The sequence below is a fragment of the Pseudomonas sp. IT-P4 genome, assembly GCF_949767755.1.
Taxonomy (GTDB): Bacteria; Pseudomonadota; Gammaproteobacteria; order Pseudomonadales; family Pseudomonadaceae; genus Aquipseudomonas; species Aquipseudomonas monachiensis.
Genome location: NZ_CATKPX010000018.1, coordinates 102032 through 125941 on the forward strand (window position 1 = coordinate 102032; position 23910 = coordinate 125941).

18 protein-coding genes are annotated in these 23910 nt (G+C 61.6%); 12 read left to right on the top strand and 6 right to left on the bottom strand.

Annotated elements, in window-relative coordinates:
- Positions 1-3: 3 nt before the first annotated feature.
- The gene (locus ACM6IT_RS04210; protein ID WP_414912823.1) at positions 4-1977 is read right to left on the bottom strand and encodes a MacB family efflux pump subunit; all 1974 of its coding nucleotides are present in this window, start codon (positions 1975-1977) and stop codon (positions 4-6) included.
- Positions 1978-3150 (bottom strand): efflux RND transporter periplasmic adaptor subunit, encoded by a 1173-nt coding sequence (locus tag ACM6IT_RS04215; protein ID WP_414917587.1) that lies wholly within the window; start codon positions 3148-3150, stop codon positions 1978-1980.
- A 417-nt stretch (positions 3151-3567) separates the two neighbouring features.
- On the opposite strand from ACM6IT_RS04215, the gene ACM6IT_RS04220 reads away from it, so the two are divergent.
- The 7 genes from ACM6IT_RS04220 (at position 3568) to ACM6IT_RS04250 (ending at position 14186) form a co-directional block, all read left to right on the top strand.
- The gene (locus ACM6IT_RS04220; protein WP_056722619.1) at positions 3568-4050 is read left to right on the top strand and encodes a sigma-70 family RNA polymerase sigma factor; all 483 of its coding nucleotides are present in this window, start codon (positions 3568-3570) and stop codon (positions 4048-4050) included.
- A gap of 133 nt (positions 4051-4183) precedes the next feature.
- Positions 4184-5521 (top strand): lysine N(6)-hydroxylase/L-ornithine N(5)-oxygenase family protein, encoded by a 1338-nt coding sequence (locus ACM6IT_RS04225; RefSeq protein ID WP_414917588.1) that lies wholly within the window; start codon positions 4184-4186, stop codon positions 5519-5521.
- Positions 5522-6071: 550 nt separating this feature from the next.
- Entirely contained in the window at positions 6072-8786 is a 2715-nt protein-coding gene (gene mgtA / locus ACM6IT_RS04230; protein WP_414917589.1) for a magnesium-translocating P-type ATPase, read from the top strand.
- A gap of 180 nt (positions 8787-8966) precedes the next feature.
- Positions 8967-9683, top strand: coding sequence for an MgtC/SapB family protein (locus ACM6IT_RS04235; RefSeq protein ID WP_414912818.1), 717 nt, complete (start codon positions 8967-8969; stop codon positions 9681-9683).
- Between the two features lie 138 nt (positions 9684-9821).
- Positions 9822-10223, top strand: a complete 402-nt coding sequence (locus ACM6IT_RS04240) for a chemotaxis protein CheY (RefSeq protein ID WP_414912817.1) — start codon at positions 9822-9824, stop codon at positions 10221-10223.
- 108 nt (positions 10224-10331) lie between these two features.
- Positions 10332-10958 (top strand): response regulator transcription factor, encoded by a 627-nt coding sequence (locus ACM6IT_RS04245; RefSeq protein WP_056722608.1) that lies wholly within the window; start codon positions 10332-10334, stop codon positions 10956-10958.
- Positions 10959-14186 carry a transporter substrate-binding domain-containing protein gene (locus ACM6IT_RS04250; protein WP_414917590.1) on the top strand — a complete coding sequence of 1076 codons (3228 nt, stop codon included), beginning with the start codon at positions 10959-10961 and terminating at the stop codon, positions 14184-14186.
- A gap of 3 nt (positions 14187-14189) precedes the next feature.
- Here ACM6IT_RS04250 and dkgB read toward each other — a convergent pair whose 3' ends face one another.
- Complete coding sequence (gene dkgB, locus ACM6IT_RS04255; RefSeq protein ID WP_414917591.1) at positions 14190-14993, bottom strand: 2,5-didehydrogluconate reductase DkgB; 804 nt, start codon at positions 14991-14993, stop codon at positions 14190-14192.
- Positions 14994-15252: 259 nt separating this feature from the next.
- Positions 15253-16161 carry a LysR family transcriptional regulator gene (locus tag ACM6IT_RS04260; protein ID WP_414917592.1) on the bottom strand — a complete coding sequence of 303 codons (909 nt, stop codon included), beginning with the start codon at positions 16159-16161 and terminating at the stop codon, positions 15253-15255.
- A 104-nt stretch (positions 16162-16265) separates the two neighbouring features.
- Between ACM6IT_RS04260 and ACM6IT_RS04265 the strand changes: the two genes are divergently transcribed.
- From ACM6IT_RS04265 to ACM6IT_RS04285, 5 genes are all read left to right on the top strand, one after another.
- Entirely contained in the window at positions 16266-17132 is an 867-nt protein-coding gene (locus ACM6IT_RS04265) for a pirin family protein (RefSeq protein WP_414912813.1), read from the top strand.
- A gap of 93 nt (positions 17133-17225) precedes the next feature.
- Positions 17226-17909: an isochorismatase family protein gene (locus tag ACM6IT_RS04270; protein ID WP_056722596.1), complete on the top strand. Its 684-nt coding sequence runs from the start codon at positions 17226-17228 to the stop codon at positions 17907-17909.
- Between the two features lie 56 nt (positions 17910-17965).
- Positions 17966-18592 (top strand): isochorismate family cysteine hydrolase YcaC, encoded by a 627-nt coding sequence (gene ycaC / locus ACM6IT_RS04275; RefSeq protein ID WP_223446133.1) that lies wholly within the window; start codon positions 17966-17968, stop codon positions 18590-18592.
- A gap of 219 nt (positions 18593-18811) precedes the next feature.
- Entirely contained in the window at positions 18812-20254 is a 1443-nt protein-coding gene (locus ACM6IT_RS04280; protein WP_414917593.1) for a mechanosensitive ion channel domain-containing protein, read from the top strand.
- A gap of 91 nt (positions 20255-20345) precedes the next feature.
- Positions 20346-20786: a carboxymuconolactone decarboxylase family protein gene (locus ACM6IT_RS04285; protein ID WP_414917594.1), complete on the top strand. Its 441-nt coding sequence runs from the start codon at positions 20346-20348 to the stop codon at positions 20784-20786.
- A 12-nt stretch (positions 20787-20798) separates the two neighbouring features.
- On the opposite strand, the gene ACM6IT_RS04290 is transcribed toward ACM6IT_RS04285, so the two are convergent.
- Together ACM6IT_RS04290 and ACM6IT_RS04295 are read right to left on the bottom strand one after the other, a co-directional pair.
- The gene (locus ACM6IT_RS04290; protein ID WP_056722586.1) at positions 20799-22391 is read right to left on the bottom strand and encodes a DHA2 family efflux MFS transporter permease subunit; all 1593 of its coding nucleotides are present in this window, start codon (positions 22389-22391) and stop codon (positions 20799-20801) included.
- On the bottom strand, positions 22388-23509 hold the full coding sequence (locus tag ACM6IT_RS04295; protein ID WP_414917595.1) for an HlyD family secretion protein: 1122 nt from the start codon (positions 23507-23509) through the stop codon (positions 22388-22390). The genes ACM6IT_RS04290 and ACM6IT_RS04295 overlap by 4 nt, the downstream gene beginning before the upstream one ends.
- Positions 23510-23910 lie beyond the last annotated feature (401 nt).

Genomic DNA, 23910 nt, shown 5'->3' on the forward strand with positions numbered 1-23910 from the left:
CGATCATTCACTGGTAAGGGCCGTGACCGGGTCGAGTCGGGCAGCCTTGCGGGCCGGCATATAGCCGAAAACGACACCGGTAACCAGGGCGCAGCCGAAGGCGCCCAGCACCGCTATCAGGGAAAACGCGACAGCGACTTCGCTGAAAATCAGCACGCCACCGACGATCAGCGCCAGGGCAATCCCGGTGAGGCCGCCCACCACCGAGAGCATCACCGCTTCGGTGAGGAACTGGCGCAGGATGTCGCGCTGGCGGGCACCAGTGGCCATGCGGATACCGATCTCGCGAGTCCGCTCGCGCACGGTCATGAGCATGATGTTCATCACGCCGATCCCGCCCACCAGCAGCGAGATCGCCGCAATCGAACCGAGCATCAGCGACAGGGTGTTTTGCGTGCGCGCCTCGGCCTGGATCATCGCCGCGTTGTTGGTCAGTTCGAAATCGTGCTTGCCGTCGTGCAGGCGCAGCATCAGTTGCTCGATGGCTTTTTCGGTCTCCTTGACCTTGCGCGCATCGGCGGCGGCGATGGCGATGTACTCGGGATTGTGGGTGCCGAACAGGCGCACGCTGGCGGCGGAGTAGGGGATGGCGATGCGGTCGTCGCTGTCGGTGTCACCGGAGCTGGCACCTTTTTCCGCGAGCACGCCGACCACCTGAAAGGGGACGTTTTCGATGAGGATGTACTGGCCGATCGGGTTGGTCACGTCCTTGAGCAATTTGCTCCGCACCTTGTGCCCGATCACCGCGACCGCCGCGGCGTTCTGTTCATCGGCGTGGGTGAAGTAGCTGCCTTCGACCACCGGCCAGTTGAAAATCGCCGGGAAGTTGGTGTCGTTGCCGCCGACGTAGCTCAAGTGGTCGAGGTTACCAAAACGCACCCCGGCCTCCTGGCCGTTGACCGGCATGATCCGCATCACCTGGGGCAGGCTGGCAATCGCGGCGACCTCATCGAGGGTGACGATGCCCATGGGCGTGCGCGGGTTGGGCGCCGAACCGCTGAGGTAGATGATGTTGGAACCGAACGCGCCCATCTGCGCCATCACCTGGCGCTTGCTGCCTTCGCCCACGGCCAGCATCACCACCACCGAGGCCACACCGATGATGATGCCGAGCAGGGTCAGGGCGGTGCGGAACTTGTTGATCCACATCACTCGCCACGCCGCGTGCACGGCATCGACCAATTCGCCTTTCCAGGCGCCGGTGGCTTCGGCGCCTTCGCTCAGGCGTCTGCGCAAATCGACGGCTTGCAGGGCGCCGGGGTTGGCCGGGTTTTGCGCGGCGCGATTGTCCCGGGCGCTGTCGCTGATGATCTCGCCGTCGCGAATTTCGATGATGCGTTTGGCCCGGGCCGCCACTTCCCGGTCGTGGGTGATGAGGATCACCACATGGCCCTGGCTCGCCAGTTCGTCGAGCAGGGCCATGACTTCGGCGCCGCTGTGGCTGTCGAGGGCGCCGGTGGGTTCGTCGGCCAGGATGATGTGGCCGCCATTCATCAGCGCGCGGGCAATCGACACCCGTTGCTGCTGCCCGCCGGAGAGCTGGTGCGGGCGGTTGCCGGTGCGCGACGCCAGGCCGAGACGGTCGAGCAGGGCGGCGGCGCGGGCGTGGCGTTCTGCGGCGGGCAAGCCTGCGTAGATCGCCGGCATCTCGACGTTTTCCTGGGCCGAACCGGAGGGAATCAGATGGTAGCCCTGGAACACAAACCCGAAGGCTTCACGCCGCAGCCAGGCCAGTTCGTCGCTGTCCAGGGCGGCGACGTTTTCCCCGGCGAAGCGGTATTCGCCCGAGGTCGGGCGGTCGAGGCAGCCGAGGATGTTCATCAGCGTCGACTTGCCGGAACCGGAAGCGCCGACAATCGCCACAAACTCCCCGGCATGGATCGACAGGTCGATGCCGCGCAGCACGTGGACTTCAGGCGCGTCGCCGCCGCCGTAGGCTTTGCGGATGTCCGAAAGGTCGATCAGGGGCGTGTGCATTCAGCCGCCACTCCCGTCGACGGGACCGATCAACAGGTGATCGCCCTCCTGCAGGCCGTCGAGGATCTGTACCCGCAGGCGGTCGCTGATGCCGGTGCGCACGTTGCGCTGTTCGATGCTGCCATTGCTGGCGACTACTTGCGCGGTCTGCCGGTCTGATTGCGTGCCGGCCTGCAGGGCTGCGATGGGCGCGGTGAGTACGTTCTGCGCCTGATTGGCGACGAAAAATACCTGGGTGGTCATTTCCGCCATCAAGGCGTTGTCGGCGTTGTCGACGTCCAGCAACACGGTGTACAGCACCACGCGGGCACTCCCGCTTTTGCTGGTGCTGGCGGGGCTGCCGCCGCCCTGGCTGGTCTGGTCCAGGGGCTTGGGCGGGACGGGCAGGATTTGCCGCACGGTGCTGGTCCAGCGCCGGGCGCCGCCGCTCAGGGTGGTGAACCAGGCGTGCATGCCGGGTTTTACGTGGCCGATGTCGGCCTCCGAGACCTCGGCCCACACGGTCATCGGCGACAGCTTGGCGATGCGCAGGATCAGCGGCGTTTGTTGCTGGGCGTTGAGGGTCTGGCCTTCCCGGGCATCCAGCGCCACTACGGTACCGGCCATTGGCGCATAAATCCGCGTGTAGCCGAGCTCCGCCTGGTCGCTGCGCAGGCTGGCTTCGGCCTGGCGGATCTGCGCCTGGAACATGTCGACCCGTGCCTGGGTGGCGCGCAGTTCGGCCTGGGCGGTCTGCACGTCTTCTTCACGGGTGGCGCCGCCGGCGGCGAGGTTCTGTTGACGCTGGTATTTCTGCCGGGCCAGATCGTGTTGCGCGCGCTGTTCCTGCAGCTGCGCCTTGAGATTTTCGACGGAGAAGCGCCCGGCATCGAGTTTGGCCTGTTGCGTGGAGGGGTCGATTTCCACCAGCAATTGGCCTTCCTTGACCTGGTCGCCGACCTCTACGTGGATCTTGTGGATCTGCCCGGACGCCTGGGCGCCGACGTCGACATAGCGCCGCGGTTGCAGGGTGCCCAGTGCCGTTACGCTGCTTTCAATGTCGGCGCGGCTGACCTGGACGGTGACCAGCCCGTCGCGGCCCGGGGGGATGAACTGCCAGGCGGCGACGGCAGCCACGGGGATCAGACAAAGTGCTGCAAGCAGGGCGCGTCGGGTCTGTCGGGGACGTTTCATGCGGGGTTCCGGCCTGGGAAAATCGGCCCGTCGTTCAGCCGCGGGACGATAGCTGAACGCTGCCGGCAGGGCCGGACAGGGACGGGGAGCTGTCCTGTAAACGATGAACCCGACGGGAAATTTAACCGGCGACACAAGGTGTAACACCTGTAGGAGCTGCCGAAGGCTGCGATCTTTTGATTTTCGACGTAGCTGAAAACGCTAAAGATCGCAGCCTGCGGCAGCTCCTACCCTCAGAGCGGTGCACAGCCGCTAGACCATGACTATTTATCGGGCAAGGCGACGCAGTACTTTAAATCTATATGAGAATTACTATAAATTACGCGACTCGAACTGCCACTATCGTGCCACTGTCTATTTCAACGGTCACGCAAAGGGCTCAAGGACAGAAACCGCACCCCCGTGCGGACGGGAGTCATGTTGGAAAACTACTATCGCGAACTGGTGTGTTTCCTGAACGCCAGGCTGGGCAACCGTCAGGTGGCCGAAGATGTGGTGCATGACGCTTATCTGCGGGTCCTGGAGCGTTCCAGTGATACGCCGATCGAGCAGCCCCGGGCATTCCTTTATCGCACCGCCCTGAACCTGGTCATCGACGACCATCGACGCAACACCCTGCGTCAGGCCGAACCCCTGGACGTACTCGACAACGAAGAGCGCTATTTCACCCCTTCGCCGCTAAACGTGCTCGATCATGGCCAGCGCCTGGAAATGCTCCAGAGTGCCCTGGCGGAGTTGCCGAGGTTGTGCCGCGAGAGTTTCCTGCTGCGCAAGATCGAAGGCCTGTCCCATCCGCAGATTGCCGAGCAACTGGGCATTTCCCGGGCAATGGTCGAGAAGCACATCGTCAACGCCATGAAGCATTGCCGTATACGGATGCGACAGTGGGACGCCCAGTGATCCCGCGCGGTTAAATTTTTTTTCACGGTCCTCGTTCCTACTCAACAGACGACCTGTTGTGCGGCCCTTGGCGGGTCAGGTCACTTAGGTTCAATGCCCCGTCTTTGAGGGGAACATCCAGAGGACACTGGACATGACACAGGCAATTGCTTCGCCCCTCGTTCACGACCTGATCGGCGTCGGTTTCGGCCCGTCGAACCTGGCACTGGCCATCGCGCTGCAAGAGCGCGGGGCGAGCCAGGGCAACCTGGATGTGCTGTTCCTCGACAAGCAGGCCGACTACCGTTGGCACGGCAACACCCTGGTGACCCAGAGCGAGTTGCAGATTTCTTTCCTCAAGGACCTGGTGACCCTGCGCAATCCGACCAGCCCTTACTCGTTCGTCAATTACCTCAAGGCCCACGGGCGCCTGGTGGACTTCATCAACCTGGGCACCTTCTATCCGTGCCGCATGGAGTACAACGACTACCTGCGCTGGGTTGCCGGGCAGTTCACCGCGCAAAGCCGCTACGGCGAAGAAGTGCTGACCATCGAGCCGGTGCTGCACAACCATCAGGTCGAGGCGTTGCGGGTGATTTCCCGCGATGCGAGCGGGCATCAACAGGTGCGCACCACCCGTTCGGTGGTGGTCAGCACCGGTGGCACGCCACGCATTCCCGAGGTGTTCAAGGCACTCAAGGATGACGGCCGGGTGTTCCATCACTCCCAGTATCTGGCACAGATGGCCAGGCAGCCGTGCGTGGACAACCGGCCGATGAGCATCGCGATCATCGGTGGCGGGCAAAGCGCGGCAGAGGCCTTCATCGATTTGAACGACAGCTTCCCGTCGGTGCAAGTGGACATGATCCTGCGCGGCTCGGCACTCAAGCCGGCCGACGACAGCCCCTTCGTCAACGAAGTGTTCTCACCGGAGTTCACCGACCTGGTGTTCCAGCAGCCCGACAGCGAGCGCGAGCGACTGGTCAACGAGTACCACAACACCAATTACTCGGTGGTGGACATCGATCTGATCGAGCGCATCTACGGTATTTTCTACCGGCAGAAAGTCTCGGGTATCGCCCGTCATGCGTTCCACACCCTGACCACTATCGAAAAGGCCACCGCCAACGAGCGGGGCATTGAACTGGTGTTGCGCAACAACGCCACCGGCGAAGTCTCGGTGCGTCACTACGACGCCGTGGTGCTGGCCACCGGTTACGAGCGGCAGATGCACCGCAAGCTGCTGGCACCGCTGCAAGAGTACCTGGGGGATTTCGAGGTCGATCGCAACTACAAGCTGATCACCGATGAACGCTGCAAGGCCGGCCTCTACATGCAGGGTTTTTGCCAGGCCAGCCATGGGTTGAGCGACACCTTGCTGTCGATCCTGCCGATTCGTGCCGATGAAATTGCCGGCTCGTTGTATGAGCATGGCAAGCATCGCGGGCATGGGCGGGCGGTGGTGGATTTGTTGTTGGCGACGGCGAGCTGATATCGAGTTGACCGTCAAAAGATCGCAGCCTCCGGCAGCTCCTACATTGGGATGGCGTACACCCGTAGGAGCTGCCGAAGGCTGCGATCTTTTGATGAGGACTCCAATCCTGAACCCTACCTGAAGAACCCCGCGATTGCCCCGGCAAGGTTTTGTAACGGGTTTACTCGCCAAACATCGGGGCGTAAGCTTCGCGCGTTTTCATCCATTACGGAGACCCACAGTGGGTACTTGTTCGAGTGACAGTTGTCGGCCGGTCTCGGTAACCGGCATTTTCTCGGCAAGATAACGCGCAGTCTCCTGTGCCGTTGTCTCGCCGACAAGCGAGCAGCGGCATCCCGATCATGGCCAGTCCCGGCCGTGTCCCGACGTCCCTCTCATCGACGCTGAACAGTGCGTGGTTTCGACTTTTTTGTCGTGGCCGCCGCTCTATCGACACGCCTGTCATTCGTGACCGGCGTGCCAGGCCTTGCTTTGCCGGTTGTTCCGGCGGCAGCGGCGTGGACTTGCCTGCTCGACGGTTTCCCGGCTGACCAAAGGGGCTCCAGCCATGAAACTTACCCTCAAGGAATTCTTCGCAGGTTTCCTGCGTACCCGCCACATCGCCCGGCACTTCCGTCGCCTGGCGTTGCTGGAAACCTTCACCGACACCACGGTCAGCCGTGAAGTCCCGCCCACCCTGGCGCAAACCCTGGTGGCCGCTGCCGGCAGCGACACCGGTCAATTGCTCAACACCCTGGGCAGTCACACCGACGGCTTGAGTGAACTCGAAGCCGATGTCCTGCGCGAGCAATTCGGCCTCAATGAAGTCGAGCACGAACAGCCGCTGCCGTGGTGGACGCACCTGTGGCATTGCTACAAGAATCCGTTCAACCTGCTGCTGACGCTGCTGGCGCTCATCTCCTGGCTGACCGAAGACCTGAAAGCCGCCGTCGTGATTTTCTCCATGGTGGTGCTCTCGACCTTGCTGCGTTTCTGGCAGGAAACCAAATCCAACCAGGCTGCCGATGCCCTCAAGGCCATGGTCAGCAACACCGCTACGGTGATGCGCCGGGACCTTGAGGACCGTGGCGCGCAGCGCATCGAATTGCCGATCAGGCAACTGGTGCCGGGCGACCTGATCGTGCTGTCGGCCGGTGACATGATTCCCGCCGATTGCCGGGTGCTCAGCGCCAAGGACCTGTTCGTCAGCCAGGCGGCCATGACCGGTGAATCGATGCCGGTGGAAAAATTTTCCCGCCAGCAGGATCGCGACACGCGCAATCCGCTGGACCTGGACAACATCCTGTTCATGGGCACCAACGTGGTGTCCGGCACGGCCATGGCGGTGATACTCACCACCGGCAACAGCACCTATTTCGGTGCCTTGGCCCAGCGCGTCGGCGCCACTGACAGGGCGCCGACTTCGTTCCAGACCGGGGTCAACAAAGTCAGCTGGCTGCTGATCCGCTTCATGTTCGTGATGGCGCCGCTGGTGTTGTTCATCAACGGTTTCACCAAGGGCGACTGGACCGAAGCGCTGCTGTTCGCGCTGTCGATTGCCGTGGGCCTGACCCCGGAAATGCTGCCGATGATCGTCACCTCGACCCTGGCCAAGGGCGCGGTGTTCCTGTCGCGCAAGAAAGTCATCGTCAAACGCCTCGACGCCATCCAGAACTTTGGCGCCATGGACGTGCTGTGTACCGACAAGACCGGCACCCTGACCCAGGACAAGATCTTCCTGGCGCACAACGTCGACGTCTGGGGCAACGCCTGCGATGACGTGCTGGAAATGGCCTACCTCAACAGTTACTACCAGACCGGCCTGAAAAACCTGCTGGATGTGGCGGTGCTCGAACACGTCGAGATCCACCGTGAGCTGAAAGTCGGCACGGCGTTTCGCAAGGTCGACGAGATCCCGTTCGACTTCACCCGCCGGCGCATGTCGGTGGTGGTCGCCGAGCGCGATCAGCCGCACCTGCTGATCTGCAAGGGGGCTGTGGAAGAGGTGCTGGCGGTGTGCTCGCGTGTGCGCCATGGCGAAGTCGATGAAGCCTTGACCGAAGAACTGCTGGCGCGAATCCGTCAGGTCACGGCCACCTTCAACGCCGAAGGCTTGCGAGTGGTGGCGGTGGCGGCACGGCCAATGGTCGAAGGGCGCGACACCTACAGCCTGGCCGATGAACAGGCACTGACGCTGATCGGTTACGTGGCGTTTCTCGATCCGCCGAAAGAAAGCACCGCGCCCGCCCTCAAGGCCCTGGCCGCCCATGGCGTGGCGGTGAAAGTGCTGACCGGCGACAACGAACTGGTGACGGCGAAGATCTGCCGCGAAGTCGGCCTGGAACAGCAAGGCCTGCTGATGGGCAACGACATCGAACGCATGAGCGATGCCGAGCTGGCGAAGGCGGTGGAGACCACCAACGTCTTCGCCAGGCTGACGCCGTCCCACAAGGAGCGCATCGTCCGGCTACTCAAGGGCAACGGCCATGTGGTCGGTTTCATGGGCGACGGCATCAATGACGCCCCGGCCCTGCGCACCGCCGACATCGGTATTTCCGTGGACAGCGCGGTGGACATCGCCAAGGAAGCGGCCGACATCATCCTGCTGGAAAAAAGCCTGATGGTGCTGGAGGAGGGCGTGCTGGAAGGGCGCCGGACCTTCGCCAACATGCTCAAGTACATCAAGATGACCGCCAGTTCGAACTTCGGCAACGTGTTCTCGGTGCTGGTGGCCAGTGCGTTCATCCCGTTCCTGCCGATGCTGCCGATGCACCTGCTGGTGCAGAACCTGCTCTATGACATTTCGCAGATCGCCATCCCGTTCGATAACGTCGATGACGAAATGCTCAAGCAGCCGCAGCGCTGGCAACCGGCGGATGTCGGGCGCTTCATGCTGTTTTTCGGGCCGATCAGTTCGATCTTCGACATCTCCACCTTCGCCTTGATGTGGTACGTGTTCGATGCCAGCACCCCGGATCACCAGACCCTGTTCCAGTCCGGCTGGTTCGTGGTCGGGCTGCTGACCCAGACCCTGATCGTGCACACGATCCGCACGCCGAAGATCCCGTTCCTGCAAAGCCGCGCGGCCATGCCATTGCTGGTGATGACCGGATTGATCATGGCCGTGGGGATTTTCCTGCCGATGGGACCGCTGGCCCATTACTTCAAATTGCAGGCGTTGCCGTCGCTGTACTTCGTGTTCCTGCCGGTGATCCTGCTGGCGTACATGGCGCTGACCCAGGCGGTGAAGGGGTTCTACATCCGCCGGTTTGGCTGGCAATAAAGCCGCCAGCATGACCTTTGTGGCGAGGGAGCTTGCTCCCGCTCGACTGCGTAGCAGTCGCAAAACCGGCGAGCGAGGTTTGCTGGAGGGACCGCATTGTCAGGTTTTGGGGCCGCTTCGCTGCCCAGCGGGAGCAAGCTCCCTCGCCACAAGGGGTGTGTGTTTTTCAAGGAGTTTCATATGCAAGCCATCAACAACCTCAACCTGGCCTCCCTGCTCGACACCCTGGTCAGCCTCGGCGCTGCCTTCATCCTCGGCGGCCTGATCGGTTTCGAACGCCAGTACCGGCAGCGCACCGCCGGCCTGCGCACCAATGTGCTGGTGGCGGTTGGCGCGGCAATTTTCGTCGACATGGCCACCCGGCTAGGCGGTGCCGAAGGCGCCGTGCGGGTCGTAGCCTACGTGGTTTCCGGCATCGGCTTTCTCGGTGCCGGGGTGATCATGCGCGAAGAGGGCAATGTGCGCGGCCTCAATACCGCCGCCACGCTCTGGACCTCGGCGGCGGTCGGTGCCTGCGCCGGCGCCGACCTGCTGGCCGAGGCGCTGCTTGGCACCTTGTTCGTGCTGGCGGCAAACACGCTGCTGCGGCCGATCGTCAACAACATCAACCGTCAGCCGCTGGATGTGATTTCGGCGGAAGTCACCAACATCGTCTATGTCATTGCCCGGCGTACGCAGCAGAAAACCGTGCTGGCCTTGCTCGAAGCCGAGCTTGCGCGCTGCAACTATCCGGCCAGCGATGTCGACGTGCATGCCTTCGGTACGGATGAAATTGAAATCGAAGCCACCCTGGCGACCACCTCGGTCGATGGTGATGAACTGGATGAGCTGGTGGCACGGATTTCGGCCTCGTCCCTGGTGGTGCAGGCGTTCTGGAGTCCGAGTACCACGGAGTAAAGGTCAGGAGGTGCGATTGCGTTTCTCTGGCAGAGTCAGATTAACCGGAACTTATTTAGGAAAATTCCTACATAAACCTAGGAAGGTCTTCCGTAGGCTTTGCGACCTCTTGAAACCGACATCCTTTTGGAGGTCACCATGCCGAACAAATCCTTGCGCATCCTGATCGCCGATGCGCAGCACTTCAACCGTCTGCGGATCGAGCGGCTGCTCAATCAGCTCGGCTACTTTCGCGTGGCACCGGTGCAGAGTCTCGAAGAGCTCCTTCCTCTGGTGGAGTACGGTTGCGAACCTCTGGACCTGGTGCTCATCAATGGAGCGATGGCCAGTGAAGGGCTGGACTTGTTGAATTTCTTTCTCGACAACCCGCAGGTAAATCACGCGTTTATCTTCAATGAACGGCAGGCGTCGTTGCCGTCAGGCGTGGGCAACGTCCAGGTCAGCCAGGCCGCCCTGCCTGACCTGGCGTGCATTACGCAGTTGATGAGCGTCGTCAATCGTCGGCTACCGTTCGTCGGAACTGTCATTTCTGTCAGGTAGTTCTTTCCAGCCTTCCATGCAAAAGTCTATGCGCAGCGTTGTGCCCAACCGCTGCGGCGCCTGGAGGGCATTTTTTGCCCGATCGTGTTGTTTTGCACGGGAGTTGTCATGAAGTCAGCACTGATTGTGGAAGATCATCCGGTGGTTCGCTCCATGATCAAACTCGTACTCAAGGGGGAAGGGTTCAAGCAAGTATATGAAGCCTCCCGTGGCGATGAGGTCCTGGCGTTGGTCCGGGAGCATCAGCCGGATGTCGTGCTGCTTGATCTGGGCCTTCCTGGTGTGGCGGGGCTTGAGGTGATGGACCGAATCAAGGCCGAAAACACGCGATGTCGCGTGGTGGTGTTCACTTCACTGGAGGCCCAGTTCTATCAGGACCGCTGCATGCGTGCCGGGGCTGTTGCCTATGTTTCCAAGAGCAAGGACCTGGATGACTTGAAGGCAGCGGTGAATTCCGTGATGGCCGGCTACACCTATTTCGCCCAGATCCCCTCGAGCTCCGTGTCGATGGGGGAGTTGCAACGCAGCGAAAAGCAGTTGATCGAAAAGCTCTCCAATCGTGAGTTGACCATTTTGCAGTACCTGGCCCGGGGTTCAAAAAACCTGGAAATCGCCGAGATCATGCACCTGAGCTACAAGACCGTCAGTACCTACAAGACCCGACTCACCCTCAAGCTCAATATGAACTCGTCGGTGCACTTGAGGGATTTCGCCCTGCGCAATCATCTGATCTGAATGAACGCACTCCGACGACTGGCAGGTGGGGTGTTGATTGGCCTTCTTCTTTGGGCATCGACGGCCTGTGCGCAACAGTCGTTGACCCTGTTGGGGCGCTCGAGTGTCGAAGGCCTGAGCGTCAGATTGTCGCAAACCGAGTTGCGCTGGCTGCAGCAAAAGGGCCGATTGGTGCTGGCCGTCTCGGCGCCGGACTATCCCCCCTTCGAGTTCAACACGGCGGGCAAGGTGTTCGAAGGCGTGACCGCCGATTACGCCGGGTTGCTCGAACAATTGTTGAACGTTGTCATCGAGGTCCGGCGTTATCCGTCGCGCGCCGACGCGGTGCAGGCGATCAAGGAGGGGCGGGCAGACCTGTTGGGAACGGCCAATCGGTTTGAAGCCGAAGATCCACAGCTGCAGATGTCCAGTGCCTATGCGGTCGATCAACCGGTGCTGGTCACCCGCACCGATTTCCCTCCGGTGCTCGACCCGACACTGGCCGGCAAGCGGCTGGTGATGCTGTATCACTACCTGCCCGAATACAGCGTGCAACAGTTCTATTCCAGGGCGCAGGTCCAGTTGTTTCCCTCGACACTGGCGGCGATGGGCGCCGTGGCGTACGGTCAGGCCGATGTCTACCTGGGGGATGCGATCAATGCCCATTACCTGATCAGCAAGAATTATCTGGATAATGTGCGACTGACGGACTTCTCGCCCATGGAGTCCGGGCGTTTTGCCTTTGCGATGGACCGCGACAACGATTCGCTGTTGCGCATCGTCAACAAGGCGCTTGCGGCCATCAGCACCAATGAGCAAATGAACATCCTGCGCCGTTGGGGGGCAAACGAGGTGTCTATCCCCGGCACCCAGTCCTTGCAATTGAGCGTGGCCGAACAGCGCTGGCTTGAGCGCCACCCGCGGGTGAAGGTCGCGATCAACGAAAATATCCCGCCCATTTCATTTATCGACAGCGAAGGCAGGTTTCGCGGGATTGGCATCGATGTGCTGGCGAAAATCAGTTTGCGCACCGGCTTGCAATTTGACATCCAGGGCATGAAGTCGGTGGCCCAGATGATGACCGCCATCAAGAGCGGGCAAATCGATGTGCTGGCCGGTATCGGCCTCAGTTCCCAGCGTGAAGATGAGTTGCTGTTCACCCGCGCGTTCCTGAGCAGCCCTTCGGTGCTGGTGACCCGCGTTGACACGGAAAGCCCCAGGACGCTGGATGATATGGCAGGGCGACCCCTGGCACTGACCCAGGGCAACATTGTTGGCGAGTACCTTCGCCAGCATTACCCGTTGATCCAGCTGGTGGATGCGCCCCTGTCGACGGACGCCATGGAAATGGTCGACCAAGGCAAGGCCCAGGGCGGCATCAACTCCTTGATCAGCGCCCGTTACCTGATTTCCCGGCAGTATCGCGATCGCCTGCAAGTGACCAGCACCGTCGGCACCGACCCAGCACGAAGCACCCTGGCGACCAGTCGCGGGGCCACCGAGCTGCATTCGATCCTGGACAAGGCGCTGTTGAGCATCCCTCCCGAAGAAATTGACGAGCTGACCCAGCCCTGGCGCTATGACGCGATGGTCGAGCAGAGTTACTGGCTGCGACACCGGCAGGCGATCGTGCAGGCATTTGCGGTGGCGGGTGTCTTGCTGTTGCTCGCGTTGGCGGGGATTGTCTGGCAGCGTCGGCAGATTCGCCAGCGTCAGCAATTGCTCGGGCAATTGCAGGAAGCCAAGGACGCGGCGGACGACGCCAACCGGGCCAAGACCACGTTCCTGGCCACCATGAGCCATGAAATCCGCACGCCGATGAACGCGCTGATCGGCATGCTCGAACTGGCGCTGAAGCGGGCCGATGAAGGGGAGACCGACCGCGCCGCCATTGAGGTGGCGTCCAACGCCGGGCAACAATTGCTGGATTTGATCGGTGACATTCTGGACGTTGCCAGGATCGAATCCGGGCATTTGTCGCTGGCGCCGGAGCGGGTCAATCTGCAGTTGCTGGTGACTTCGGTCTGCCGGGTTTTTGAAGGGCTGGCGGTGCAGAAGAATCTGCAGTGGCGGGTCGAGCTCGACGAACACAGTGACCGTGACGTGATGCTCGACCCCACGCGCTTCAAACAGGTGTTGTCCAATCTGTTGAGCAACGCGATCAAGTTCACCCGGGAAGGCCAGGTAAGCCTGACGCTGCGAGTGCGACCTCAAGCCCCGGCGCACCTCGCCGTCAGCGTACGCATCGAAGACAGCGGCATCGGCATCAGCGCTTTCGACCAGCAACGTCTGTTCAGCCCGTTTGTGCAGGCAGACAACAACCAGCAGAGCGCCCGGCAAGGTTCCGGCCTGGGGCTGGTGATCAGTCGTACTCTGTGCGAAATGATGGGCGGCCGGTTGCAACTCGACAGTGAGCTCGGGCGCGGGACTCGGGTGGACATCAGCCTGGTGCTGCCTGTCCTGCAAGCGTTACCCGCGGGGGGCAAGCCCCTGGATTCGGCGCAGCTGACGACCCGGCCGTTGTCGATTCTGGTGGTCGACGATTATCCGGCCAATCGCCTGTTGCTCTCGCGGCAGCTGAGCTATCTCGGCCATCGCGTAGTGCTGGCCGAAGACGGGGCGCAGGGGCTTGAACAGTGGCGCGGGCAAGGGTTCGATCTGGTCATCACCGACTGCAACATGCCGCGGCTCAGTGGTTACGAATTGGCGGGTGCGATACGTGAGCAAGAGCGGGTGCAGGGGCTGTCATCAACATTGATTCTGGGCTTTACCGCCAATGCACAGGCCGAGGAGAAGGCCCGATGCCAGGCGGCGGGCATGGACGATTGCCTGTTCAAGCCCATTCGCCTGGTGGATTTGCAGGCGTGGCTGGCCCAGCGGTTTTCCAGCGTACCCTCAACGGCTACCGACGACCATGGCGTCTGCGAGTTTGACTTGAGCGGGCTGGAACGCTATGCGGATGCGGACCGTGAGCTGATCGATCAACTGTTGCACGACCTGGCGCTATCCAACCGCGAGGACCGCGTGCATTTGCTCGCCTTGCACACCGGCGGCAATCGCCCGGGCTTGCAGGAACTGGCACACCGGATCAAGGGTGGAGCGCTGATGGTGCGAGCCCACGCCCTGGTCGAGTGTTGCGAACAGCTGGAGCAGGCGTGCAATGACGGCCGCGCGGCAATGATCGACGACGCCGTCGACCGGTTGCAGCAGGCCATGGCCCGCCTGGACCGGCGTCTGGAGCAGGATTGAGGCTCAATCCCAGTTCGGTGCGATGCCTTTCGGGCTGGTCAAGCGGTGGCCGCGATCCAGCGATGCGATCAGGGCCATGTCGGCCTCGCTCAAGGTCAGTTCGCGAGCCTTCAAGTTGCTTTCAAGGTTGGCCCGGCGCGTGGACGACGGGATTACCGCGTAACCCGATTGCATGGCCCAGGCCAGGGTGACCTGCGCCGGAGTCGCGTGCAGGCGTTCGGCGATCTGCTGGATGAGCGGGTTCTTGAGGACTTCACCGTAAGCCAGGGTCATGTACGAGGTGATGCCGATGCCCTGGCTGCGTGCGAACTCGACGACCGCAAGGTTTTGCAGGTAGGGGTGCAGTTCGATCTGGTGGGTGGCGATGTGCTCGGCACCGATGGCCGCGACTGCCTGTTTCATCAGGTCGATGGTGAAGTTGGACACACCGATCTGCCGGGTCAGGCCCAGGCGTTTGGCCTCGAGCAGGGCGCCCATGAATTCTGCGACCGGCACCTGATCGTCCGGCGACGGCCAGTGGATCAGGGTCAGGTCCAGGTAGTCGGTCTGCAGTTTGCGCAGGCTTTCTTTCAGGCTGTCGATCAGGCGATCACCGGCCAGGTTGGCGACCCAGATCTTGCTGGTGATGAACAGCTCTTCCCGGGCGATAGCGCTGGCGGCGATAGCCTCGCCGACTTCAGCTTCGTTCTCGTAGATTTGTGCGGTATCGATCACCCGGTAGCCGAGCGCCAGGGCGGCGCTCACCGAATCGATGACCACCTGGCCTTGCAAGCGAAAGGTACCCAGGCCGAAGGCGGGAATGGACATTGATGACTCCAGGGGTTGCAGTGGGAATGGGCGGCAGTATCCGCGCCTGCATCCGTGAGAAAAACCGCTGGAGCGGCAAAGCAATGTTTACCGGAAATCAAGAATCGGTGGCAGTCCGGTTTGGTGAGAGTGTCTGGTCTGACGCCTTCGTCGGAACGCCGCCCGGAGCAAGCCCGCTCCCACAGGGGAATGCATTCCAAATGTGGGAGCGTGCTCGTTCGCGAAGGCGGCGACTCGGTCCAAAGCCTTACCCCCGACCCTAAGCAATATCACTACGACTGAACTCCTCCCCGAGAAAATCGATCAACGTGCGTACCGAGGGCAGCAAGCCCCGGCGCGAGGGGAAGATCGCATGGATGACACCGCTCTTCGGTGCCCAGCCCGGCACCAGTTCCACCAGTTGCCCGGCGGCGATTTCATCGCGCACCACCACACTGGGCAGGTGCACGATGCCGATCCCGGCGAGTGCCGCGTGGCGCAAGGCCAACAGGTCATCGGTGACCATGCGCGGGGCATGCCGGATCATCGCGGTACTGCCGTCGGCCCCGAACAGTTCCCACTGATATTCGCGCTGCGCCGCGCCCCAGTGCAGGCTCGGCAAGCCGCTGAGGTCGGCCGGGGAGGCCGGTGTCGACAGGTGCGATAAAAAGGCCGGGCTGCCGACCACGCTCTGGGTGCTGTTACCCAGCACCTTCATCACCATGTCGGTGTTCTCCAGCGGCGGAAAGCGTACCCGCAGGGCAATGTCGAAGCCTTCGTGAATCAGGTCGACGCGGCGATTGGTGCTCTCGATGAACAATTCCACCAGCGGGTACTTGAGCATATAGCGGGTCAGCATCGGCCCGACCCAGGAATTGAGCAGCGCCGTCGGGCAACTGACACGCACCAGGCCCTGGGGCTCTGAGCGATTGCGCTCGATCAGTTCGGCAGCGCTTTCCGCCTCCACCCGCATGGCCAGGCAGCGCTGGTAATAGGCCTGGCCGATTTCCGTCAACGAGCAATGCCGGCTGGTGCGGTGCAGCAGGCGCACGCCGAGGCGTTCTTCAAGCTCGGCGATACGTCGACTGAGCTTGGACTTGGGCATGTCGAGTGCCCGGCCGGCCGCGGCGAAACCGTGATGCTCCACCACCTGGGTGAAGTAGTAGAGGGTGTTGAGGTCTTCCACCATCGTTCTCCAAATAGAACGCTAAAGCTGATTTTTGCAGTCTAGCGCAGCAAAGGTCACGGTTTTAAGCTTTGTCCATGGCTTCACTCACCTCATCAGGAGACACCATGAAAAACATCATCGGTATCTACACCAGTCCACGGACCCATTGGGTGGGCGACGGTTTTCCGGTTCGCACGCTGTTTTCCTACGACAACCTGGGCAAACACATCAGCCCGTTCCTGCTGCTGGATCACGCCGGCCCCGCTGAATTCACCCCGACCAGCGAGCGACGTGGCGTTGGTCAGCATCCTCACCGTGGCTTCGAAACCGTGACTATCGTTTACAAGGGCGAACTGGAGCACCGGGACTCCACCGGCAGTGGCGGCAAGATCGGCCCCGGCGATGTGCAATGGATGACCGCGGCCTCGGGGATCCTGCATGAAGAGTTTCACTCCGAAGGTTTCGCCAAAAGCGGTGGCACCCTGGAGATGGTGCAACTGTGGGTCAACCTGCCGGCCAGGGACAAAATGGCCGACCCCGGCTACCAGACGATTCTCGACCGTGACATCCCGGCCATCGCCTTGAAAGACAACGCCGGCAGCCTGCGCCTGATCGCCGGTGCGTTCGACGGCCACAAGGGCGCGGCGCGCACCTTCACCCCGGTCGACGTGTGGGACATTCGTTTGAATGCTGGCAAATTGCTCACCCTTGACCTGCACGAAGGGCGCAACACCGCACTGGTGGTGCTGCGCGGCACGGTTCAGGTAAACGGCCAGGAATCGGTGCGCCAGGGGCAACTGGCGCTGTTCGACCGCAAGGGCGATCAGGTGACCCTCGAAGCCAGCGAAGACGCGGTGGTGCTGTTGCTCAGCGGCGAGCCGATCGACGAGCCGATCGTCGGTCATGGGCCGTTCGTGATGAACACCGAGCAGGAAATCCACCAGGCCTTCGCCGACTTCCAGTCCGGCCAGTTCGGCCGGATGCACGCTTAATTCGCAGCGCTGTTACACCCGACTCTACACAGGATGAGTAGGCCGGTTTTCAGGCCAGGGATGGCTGTTGCCCAAAAGAAAGAGGAAACGCACATGAACACTGTCTACGCGGCCAACTTCAACGGCCAGAAGCCGACCATCGACCCCAACGACAGCGCGATGCTGTTGATCGATCACCAGAGCGGACTGTTCCAGATCGTCAAGGACATGGACGTGCCCCAACTACGCGCCAATGCCATTGCCCTGGCCAAGGCCGCGACCCTGCTGAAGATGCCCGTGATCACCACTGCTTCCGTTCCCCAGGGGCCGAACGGGCCGTTGATCCCGGAAATCCACGAGGCCGCACCCCATGCGCAATACGTGGCGCGCAAAGGTGAAATCAACGCCTGGGACAACCCGGAGTTTCACGCGGCGGTCAAAGCCACCGGCAGGAAAACCCTGGTGATCGCCGGTACCTTGACCAGCGTGTGCCTGGCGTTCCCGTCCATCGCGGCGGTGCATGAAGGCTACAAGGTGTTTGCCGTGGTCGACGCCTCCGGCAACCACTCGAAACTGGCCACTGATCTGACCGTTGCCCGCCTGGCCCAGGCCGGGGTGGTGCCGATCGACATCATGGCGACGCTCTCTGAGCTGCAAGGCTCGTGGAACCGTCCGGATGCCGAGCAGTGGGCCGCTGTCTACGCCCAGGCCATGCCGCATTATCAATTGCTGATCGAGAGTTACCTCAAGGCCCAGCAAGTGGCGAACGAACACGAGGCGCTGGACTCCCAGCGCTGACCGGTGACCCCACGCCGATTTCCATTCGGCATCGATAACACGCGAGGACTACTGCAATGACCACTTCCTACAAGCGTCTGGACAAGGACAACGCCGCGGTTCTGATGGTTGATCATCAGGCGGGCCTGCTGTCACTGGTGCGCGACATCGACCCGGATCGATTCAAGAACAACGTGCTGGCCCTGGCCGACCTGGCCAAGTACTTCAAGCTGCCGACCATCCTCACCACCAGTTTCGAAACGGGCCCTAACGGACCGCTGGTGCCCGAACTCAAGGCCCTTTTTCCGGACGCGCCATACATCGCTCGCCCGGGCCAGATCAACGCCTGGGACAACGAAGATTTCGTCAAGGCGATCAAGGCCACCGGCAAGAAGCAACTGATCATCGCCGGTGTGGTGACAGAAGTGTGCGTGGCCTTCCCGGCGCTTTCGGCCCTGGCCGAAGGTTTTGAGGTCTTCGTGGTCACCGACGCGTCCGGCACCTTCAACGAACTGACCCGCGAATCGGCGTGGAACCGTATGACCGCTCAGGGCGCGCAACTGATGACCTGGTTCGGCCTGGCCTGTGAACTGCACCGCGACTGGCGCAACGATGTCGAAGGGTTGGGCACATTGTTCTCCAACCATATTCCGGATTACCGCAACCTGATGACCAGCTACAGCACGCTGGCAAACAGCAAGTAATCCAGCCAACACGCTTTCCCCTGTGGGAGCGAGCCCGCTCGCGATGACGGTAGAACAGGCACTGATGTAGTGACTGTCAGTCCGCCATCGCGAGCAAGCTCGCTCCCACAGGTTTTTTGGGTGTCCAGCCAGACGTGTTCAACCAGCCAAATCAATTCCACCTACACTGACGCCAATCCATGCGATCTTCGCGTTATTGGCCCTGGCTGGAGTTGTTAGATGCTGTCATTGCTCACCGAACACCCGCTGATTTGCGCGATGGCGCTGATCCTGATCGATCTTGGGTTGTGGTACTTGCTCAGTGCCTTTGGCAGCGCCTGGCGGCTGTTGGTGCGGGTGGTGATTTTCTCTTTGTTCAGCCTCTTGCTGTTCAACGAAGGCCTGAACCCGATGGAGCCGCCGCCCTGGCCTGACAACGTACCCTTGCATCTGGCGGCCACCGGCTTGCAGATCGGCTGGTGGTTGTTCGGTGCGCGGACCCTGACCGTGCTGATCGGCGCGGTAATGATGCAACGGGTCGGGCATACCGGGCGCTTGCTCCAGGACTTGCTAGGCGCGGTGATTTTTCTGATCGCGGTGATTGCCGCCCTGGCCTATGTGCTGGATCTGCCGGTCAAGGGCGTGCTGGCGACGTCCGGTGCGTTGGCGATCATCGTCGGCCTGGCGTTGCAAAGTACCCTCAGCGACGTGTTTTCCGGGATCGTCCTGAACACCACCAAGCCCTATCAACTGGATGACTACATCTCCATCGATGGCATGGAAGGCCGGGTCACCGACATCGACTGGCGCGCCACGCGCCTGCAGACCGCCCAGGGTTGCATGGCGGTGATACCCAACTCCCTGGCCGCCAAGGCCAAGATCATCAATTTCAGTCGGCCGAGCGATATGTTCGGCATCTCCGTTTCGCTGGAAGTGAGCCCCCACGCGCGGCCGAACACGGTGATCGAAGCCCTGGAACGGGCCATGCAGGGTTGCCGCTTTCTGCTGGAGACACCGTCGCCGAGTGTCGGCATGAAAACTGCCGGTAACACCGGCGTGGTCTATGAAATCAGCGGGTTTGTCGCGCAGATGGACCAGAAGCGTTCGGTGCGCAATCAACTGTTCGACCTGGCCTACCGGCACTTGCAGGCGTCCGGCGTCAACCTGCTATCGAGCGTGGAGCCCAATCCGCCGGGCAACCTGTCGCGACCCCGGGCATTGCTCGACAGCTCGCCGATTTTCTCTACCCTGCGCCAGGAAGAGAAAGACACCTTCAGCCAGAACATGACCTTGCAATCGTTCCGCGCCGGGGAAACGATCCTGGAGGCGGGGGAGGTCAGTGATCACCTGTTCATCATCGAGTCCGGGGTGGTGACGGTGACGCTGACCCGGCACGGCGTACCTTTCGAGTCCGGGCGCATGGGGCCGGGGGAAGTGATAGGCGAGGCCGGGATCCTGGAGGACAGCTCGGTGCCTGCACGGTTTACCGCCAAGACCTTCTGTGGCCTGTACCGCATCGAAAAGTCCTACCTCAAGCCATGCCTGGATGCCCGTCAAGACATCAACGATGCAATGAAAACCTTGCTCGATTACAGGCTGCACAAGGCGAAAACCCTGACTCAGGACCTGCCGGTGGCGCAGGTGAAGAAGGGCTTTTTGCAGTGGTTGCGCAATCGGGTTTGAATGGCCTCCTCGACTTCTGAAAGATTGGCTATTTGTGCAGACCGGTCGTGGCACTAACGTAGTGACACACCCATTTGCCCTGGAACACACCATGAAAACCCGGGTCGATTTTTACACCGCTTCCCCTGATGCCCTCAAAGCGATGATCGCCCTGGAAACAGCAGTGTCGAAATTGCCACTGGAAAAAAACCTGATCGAACTGGTCAAGCTGCGTACCTCGCAAATCAACGGCTGCGCCTTTTGCCTGGACATGCACAGCGCCGATGCGCGCAAGGGTGGTGAGTCCGAGCGTCGCCTGGCGACACTGTCGGCCTGGCGCGAAACGCCGTTCTTCACCGAGCGTGAACGCGCCGCACTGGCCTGGACCGAATCCCTGACCCTGATCAGCCAGACCCACGCCCCGGACGAAGACTATGAACTGGCTAGCGCCCAGTTCGATGCCAAGGAATTGGTCGACCTGACCGTCGCCATCACCACCATCAACGCCTGGAACCGCCTGGCCATCGGCTTTCGCAAAATGCCCCAGGCCTGACCCGCAAAAACATCAATGAGCATCGGCACTCGGCGCGGCCGGTGGTTGCACCTTGCGCATCAGGGGCACCATCGCCGTGGCGATAATGAAGCAGACCATGATCATCAGGAACGCATCGCCATAGGTTTGCGTCTGGGCTTCGCGGTATGTCAGCAACCATAGCTGATGCAGGCTGGCAGTGACCCCTGCGTCACCGCTCTGGCCAAAGGCGGCAAAGTTGTTGCCGACCTGGGACAGCCATTGGTTGAGTGCCTCGTTGGTGCTGTTGAGGTTCTCCGCCAACCGGGTGAAGTGCAGATTGGTGCGGTCGTTGAGGATGGTTGCGCACGCGGCGATGCCGATAGCCCCGCCCAGGTTGCGCATCAGGTTGAACAACCCCGACGCATGCTTTAGCCGCGCCGGTGCCAGGCCGCCAAGGGTCAAAGTCACCGCCGGTGGTACCGCCAATTGCTGGGCAATCCCGCGCAGGGCTTGCGGCAGCATCAATTCCTTGGCCCCCCAGTCATGGGTGATCGGGCTGAAATCCCACATCGATAACGCGAACAGCCCAAGGCCGGTCATCATGATCCAGCGCAGGTCGATGCGATTGGCCAGAAAGGCGTACAGCGGAATCGCCATGATCTGGAACACCCCGGTGGAGAAAACCGCCAGACCAATGTCCAGCGCTCCGTAGCCACGCACCCGGCCGAGGAACAGCGGCGTCAGGTAAATGGTGGCGAACAGGCCGATGCCGGTGACGAACGAGAAGAAACAGCCGAGGGCAAAGTTGCGATCCTTCAAGGCGCGCAGATCGACAATCGGATTGGCCACGTGCAAGGTCCGGCCGATGAACGCCAACCCGGCCAGGCCGCTGATCCACGCGGTGGTCAGGATCGTGCGGTCGCTGAACCAGTTCCAGCGCGGGCCTTCTTCGAGGGTGTATTCCAGGCAGCCGAGGAACAGCGCCAGAAACACCATGCTCAAGTAATCCGCGCCTTTGAGCAGCGACAGTTCCGGCTGGTCGATTTTCACCAGCATCGGCACGGCCACGGCGACAAAGATGCCGGGGAGCAGGTTTATGTAGAACAGCCAGTGCCAGGAGGATATGTCGGTGATCCAGCCACCGATCACCGGCCCCAGGGTCGGTGCCAGGGACGCCACTGCGCCGATGGTCGCGGCGGCGATCACCCGTTGCTTGCCGGTGAAGAACACGAAGGCCGTGGTGAACACCAGTGGAATCATCGAACCGCCCAGAAACCCTTGCAGGGCACGGAAGGCAATCATGCTCTGGATGTTCCAGGCCACGCCGCACAACAGGCTGGCCAGGGTAAAGCCCACCGCCGATGCGCAGAACAGCCAGCGCGTCGAGAACACCCGGGACAGCCAGCCCGACAGCGGGATCACGATGATTTCGGCGATCAGGTAACTGGTTTGCACCCACGCGGTTTCGTCGGTGCCGGCGGAGAGCCCGCCGCCGATGTCACGCAACGAAGCCGAGACGATCTGGATATCCAGCAGCGCAATGAACATGCCGATGCACATGCTGGCAAAGGCGAAGACCTTGGTCGCCGTCGCCATGCTCGCGGCATTGAACGGTTGCGCCGGGGCGGCAAGGGCGCGACTCATGGCGCGCTGGCCACGGCTGGCGCCTCAGGCTCCTTGCGCGTGTCCACTTCAGCGGTCACCGACAACCCCGGACGCAGGTGGCCGAGCACACTGTCGGCCGGGTCGAGGTGAATCCGCACCGGCACCCGCTGCACGATCTTGGTGAAGTTGCCGGTGGCGTTTTCCGGCGGCAACACACTGAATTGCGAACCGCTGGCGGGGGCGAGGCTGTCCAGGTGACCATGGAATTCCTGCCCCGAGAGCACGTCGGCACGGATCACTACCCGTTGCCCCGGCACCATGTGTGCCAGTTGGTCTTCCTTGAAGTTGGCATCGACCCACAGGCCGCTGGTCGGCACCACCGAGAGCAATTGCGAGCCGGCCTGGGCATAGGCGCCGACCCGGGCCCGGCGATTGCCGATCACACCGTCGACCGGCGCCTTCAGTTCGGTGTAGCCGACATTCAATTGCGCCAGGTCGCGCTCGGCCTTGGCCTGGATCAGGGCGGCCCGGGCTTGTTGTTTCTGGGTGTCGATCACATTCAACTGGCGCTGCGCGGCCAGCAATTCAGCCTGGGCGCGGTTGCTTTGGGCCTGGGCCGTCTTGAACGTGGCGTTGGCCCGCTGGGCGCTTTCCACCGAGACGGCGTTGGTGGTCACCAGTTTTTTGTAGCGGCTATCGTCGTCCCGGGAGCGGGCGGTTTCGGCACCGGCGGCGTCGATGCCGGCACGGGCCTGGCCGATGACGGCCTGTTGCAGTTGTTCGGTGGCGTCTAGGTTGGCGAGCAGGGCCTCCTGGGCGGCCACTGCGCCTTCGGCCTTGGCCAGGTTGGCGCGGTAGTCGCGCGAATCGAGACGGATCAGCACATCGCCGGCCTTGACCTTCTGGTTGTCGGTCACCAGCACTTCGTTGATATAACCCGCCACCTTTGGCCCGATCACCGTAACGTCGCCGCCGATGTAGGCGTCGTCGGTTTCCTCGATGAAGCGCCCGGCGCTCCACCAATGCGCACCGTACACACCAGCCAGCACCAGTGCCGCGATGCCAACGGTTGGCAACAGCAGGCGTTTGAGCAGGGGAGGTTTTGCTGGTTTCACCGGGGCGTCCAGATCGGGTTCTACGGTGGACATGCTGGTCATGGAGGGGTACCTGTCGGGGCGGCGTTTAATTATGATGGCTGTAATATGATGTATGTAATATTTCGTGACAAGTGGTTTTTGCTGCCGGTCGTCAGGTGGAGTTCTGATCAGGAAGACTCATTCATGGCCACTGTCGAGATGCCGAGGATTTTTTTGCTGTTGTAGGCAGAGTCTTAGGGCGTTGTGGTCTGCCGCATAATTCGGAAACACCCTACACGCTCATTAGAAGCGTCCTATATCAACCATTGTCAGCTTCTTGAAAGCTTCCCGGCGCTCGAGCGAGGGCGGCAACGAAGCCTCCCCGCCTGCATCGATAGACTAGGGAGGTCTGCAACATGCACCCCGTATTGCCCGTTTTCTTCGACCACAGCCGCCACACACTCTGGGTCCGAGAGGTGGAT

Bases quoted from the DNA above. Each gene is read 5' to 3' on its own strand.
- ACM6IT_RS04270 (WP_056722596.1), top strand. From the start codon at position 17,226: ATGAACACTGTCTACGCGGCCAACTTCAACGGCCAGAAGCCGACCATC.
- ACM6IT_RS04250 (WP_414917590.1), top strand. From the start codon at position 10,959: ATGAACGCACTCCGACGACTGGCAGGTGGGGTGTTGATTGGCCTTCTT.
- ACM6IT_RS04235 (WP_414912818.1), top strand. From the start codon at position 8,967: ATGCAAGCCATCAACAACCTCAACCTGGCCTCCCTGCTCGACACCCTG.
- ACM6IT_RS04240 (WP_414912817.1), top strand. From the start codon at position 9,822: ATGCCGAACAAATCCTTGCGCATCCTGATCGCCGATGCGCAGCACTTC.
- ACM6IT_RS04280 (WP_414917593.1), top strand. From the start codon at position 18,812: ATGCTGTCATTGCTCACCGAACACCCGCTGATTTGCGCGATGGCGCTG.
- ACM6IT_RS04290 (WP_056722586.1), bottom strand. From the start codon at position 22,391: ATGAGTCGCGCCCTTGCCGCCCCGGCGCAACCGTTCAATGCCGCGAGC.
- ACM6IT_RS04265 (WP_414912813.1), top strand. From the start codon at position 16,266: ATGAAAAACATCATCGGTATCTACACCAGTCCACGGACCCATTGGGTG.
- ACM6IT_RS04210 (WP_414912823.1), bottom strand. From the start codon at position 1,977: ATGCACACGCCCCTGATCGACCTTTCGGACATCCGCAAAGCCTACGGC.
- ACM6IT_RS04215 (WP_414917587.1), bottom strand. From the start codon at position 3,150: ATGAAACGTCCCCGACAGACCCGACGCGCCCTGCTTGCAGCACTTTGT.
- ACM6IT_RS04225 (WP_414917588.1), top strand. From the start codon at position 4,184: ATGACACAGGCAATTGCTTCGCCCCTCGTTCACGACCTGATCGGCGTC.
- ACM6IT_RS04285 (WP_414917594.1), top strand. From the start codon at position 20,346: ATGAAAACCCGGGTCGATTTTTACACCGCTTCCCCTGATGCCCTCAAA.
- ycaC (WP_223446133.1), top strand. From the start codon at position 17,966: ATGACCACTTCCTACAAGCGTCTGGACAAGGACAACGCCGCGGTTCTG.
- ACM6IT_RS04260 (WP_414917592.1), bottom strand. From the start codon at position 16,161: ATGGTGGAAGACCTCAACACCCTCTACTACTTCACCCAGGTGGTGGAG.
- dkgB (WP_414917591.1), bottom strand. From the start codon at position 14,993: ATGTCCATTCCCGCCTTCGGCCTGGGTACCTTTCGCTTGCAAGGCCAG.
- ACM6IT_RS04220 (WP_056722619.1), top strand. From the start codon at position 3,568: ATGTTGGAAAACTACTATCGCGAACTGGTGTGTTTCCTGAACGCCAGG.
- mgtA (WP_414917589.1), top strand. From the start codon at position 6,072: ATGAAACTTACCCTCAAGGAATTCTTCGCAGGTTTCCTGCGTACCCGC.
- ACM6IT_RS04245 (WP_056722608.1), top strand. From the start codon at position 10,332: ATGAAGTCAGCACTGATTGTGGAAGATCATCCGGTGGTTCGCTCCATG.
- ACM6IT_RS04295 (WP_414917595.1), bottom strand. From the start codon at position 23,509: ATGACCAGCATGTCCACCGTAGAACCCGATCTGGACGCCCCGGTGAAA.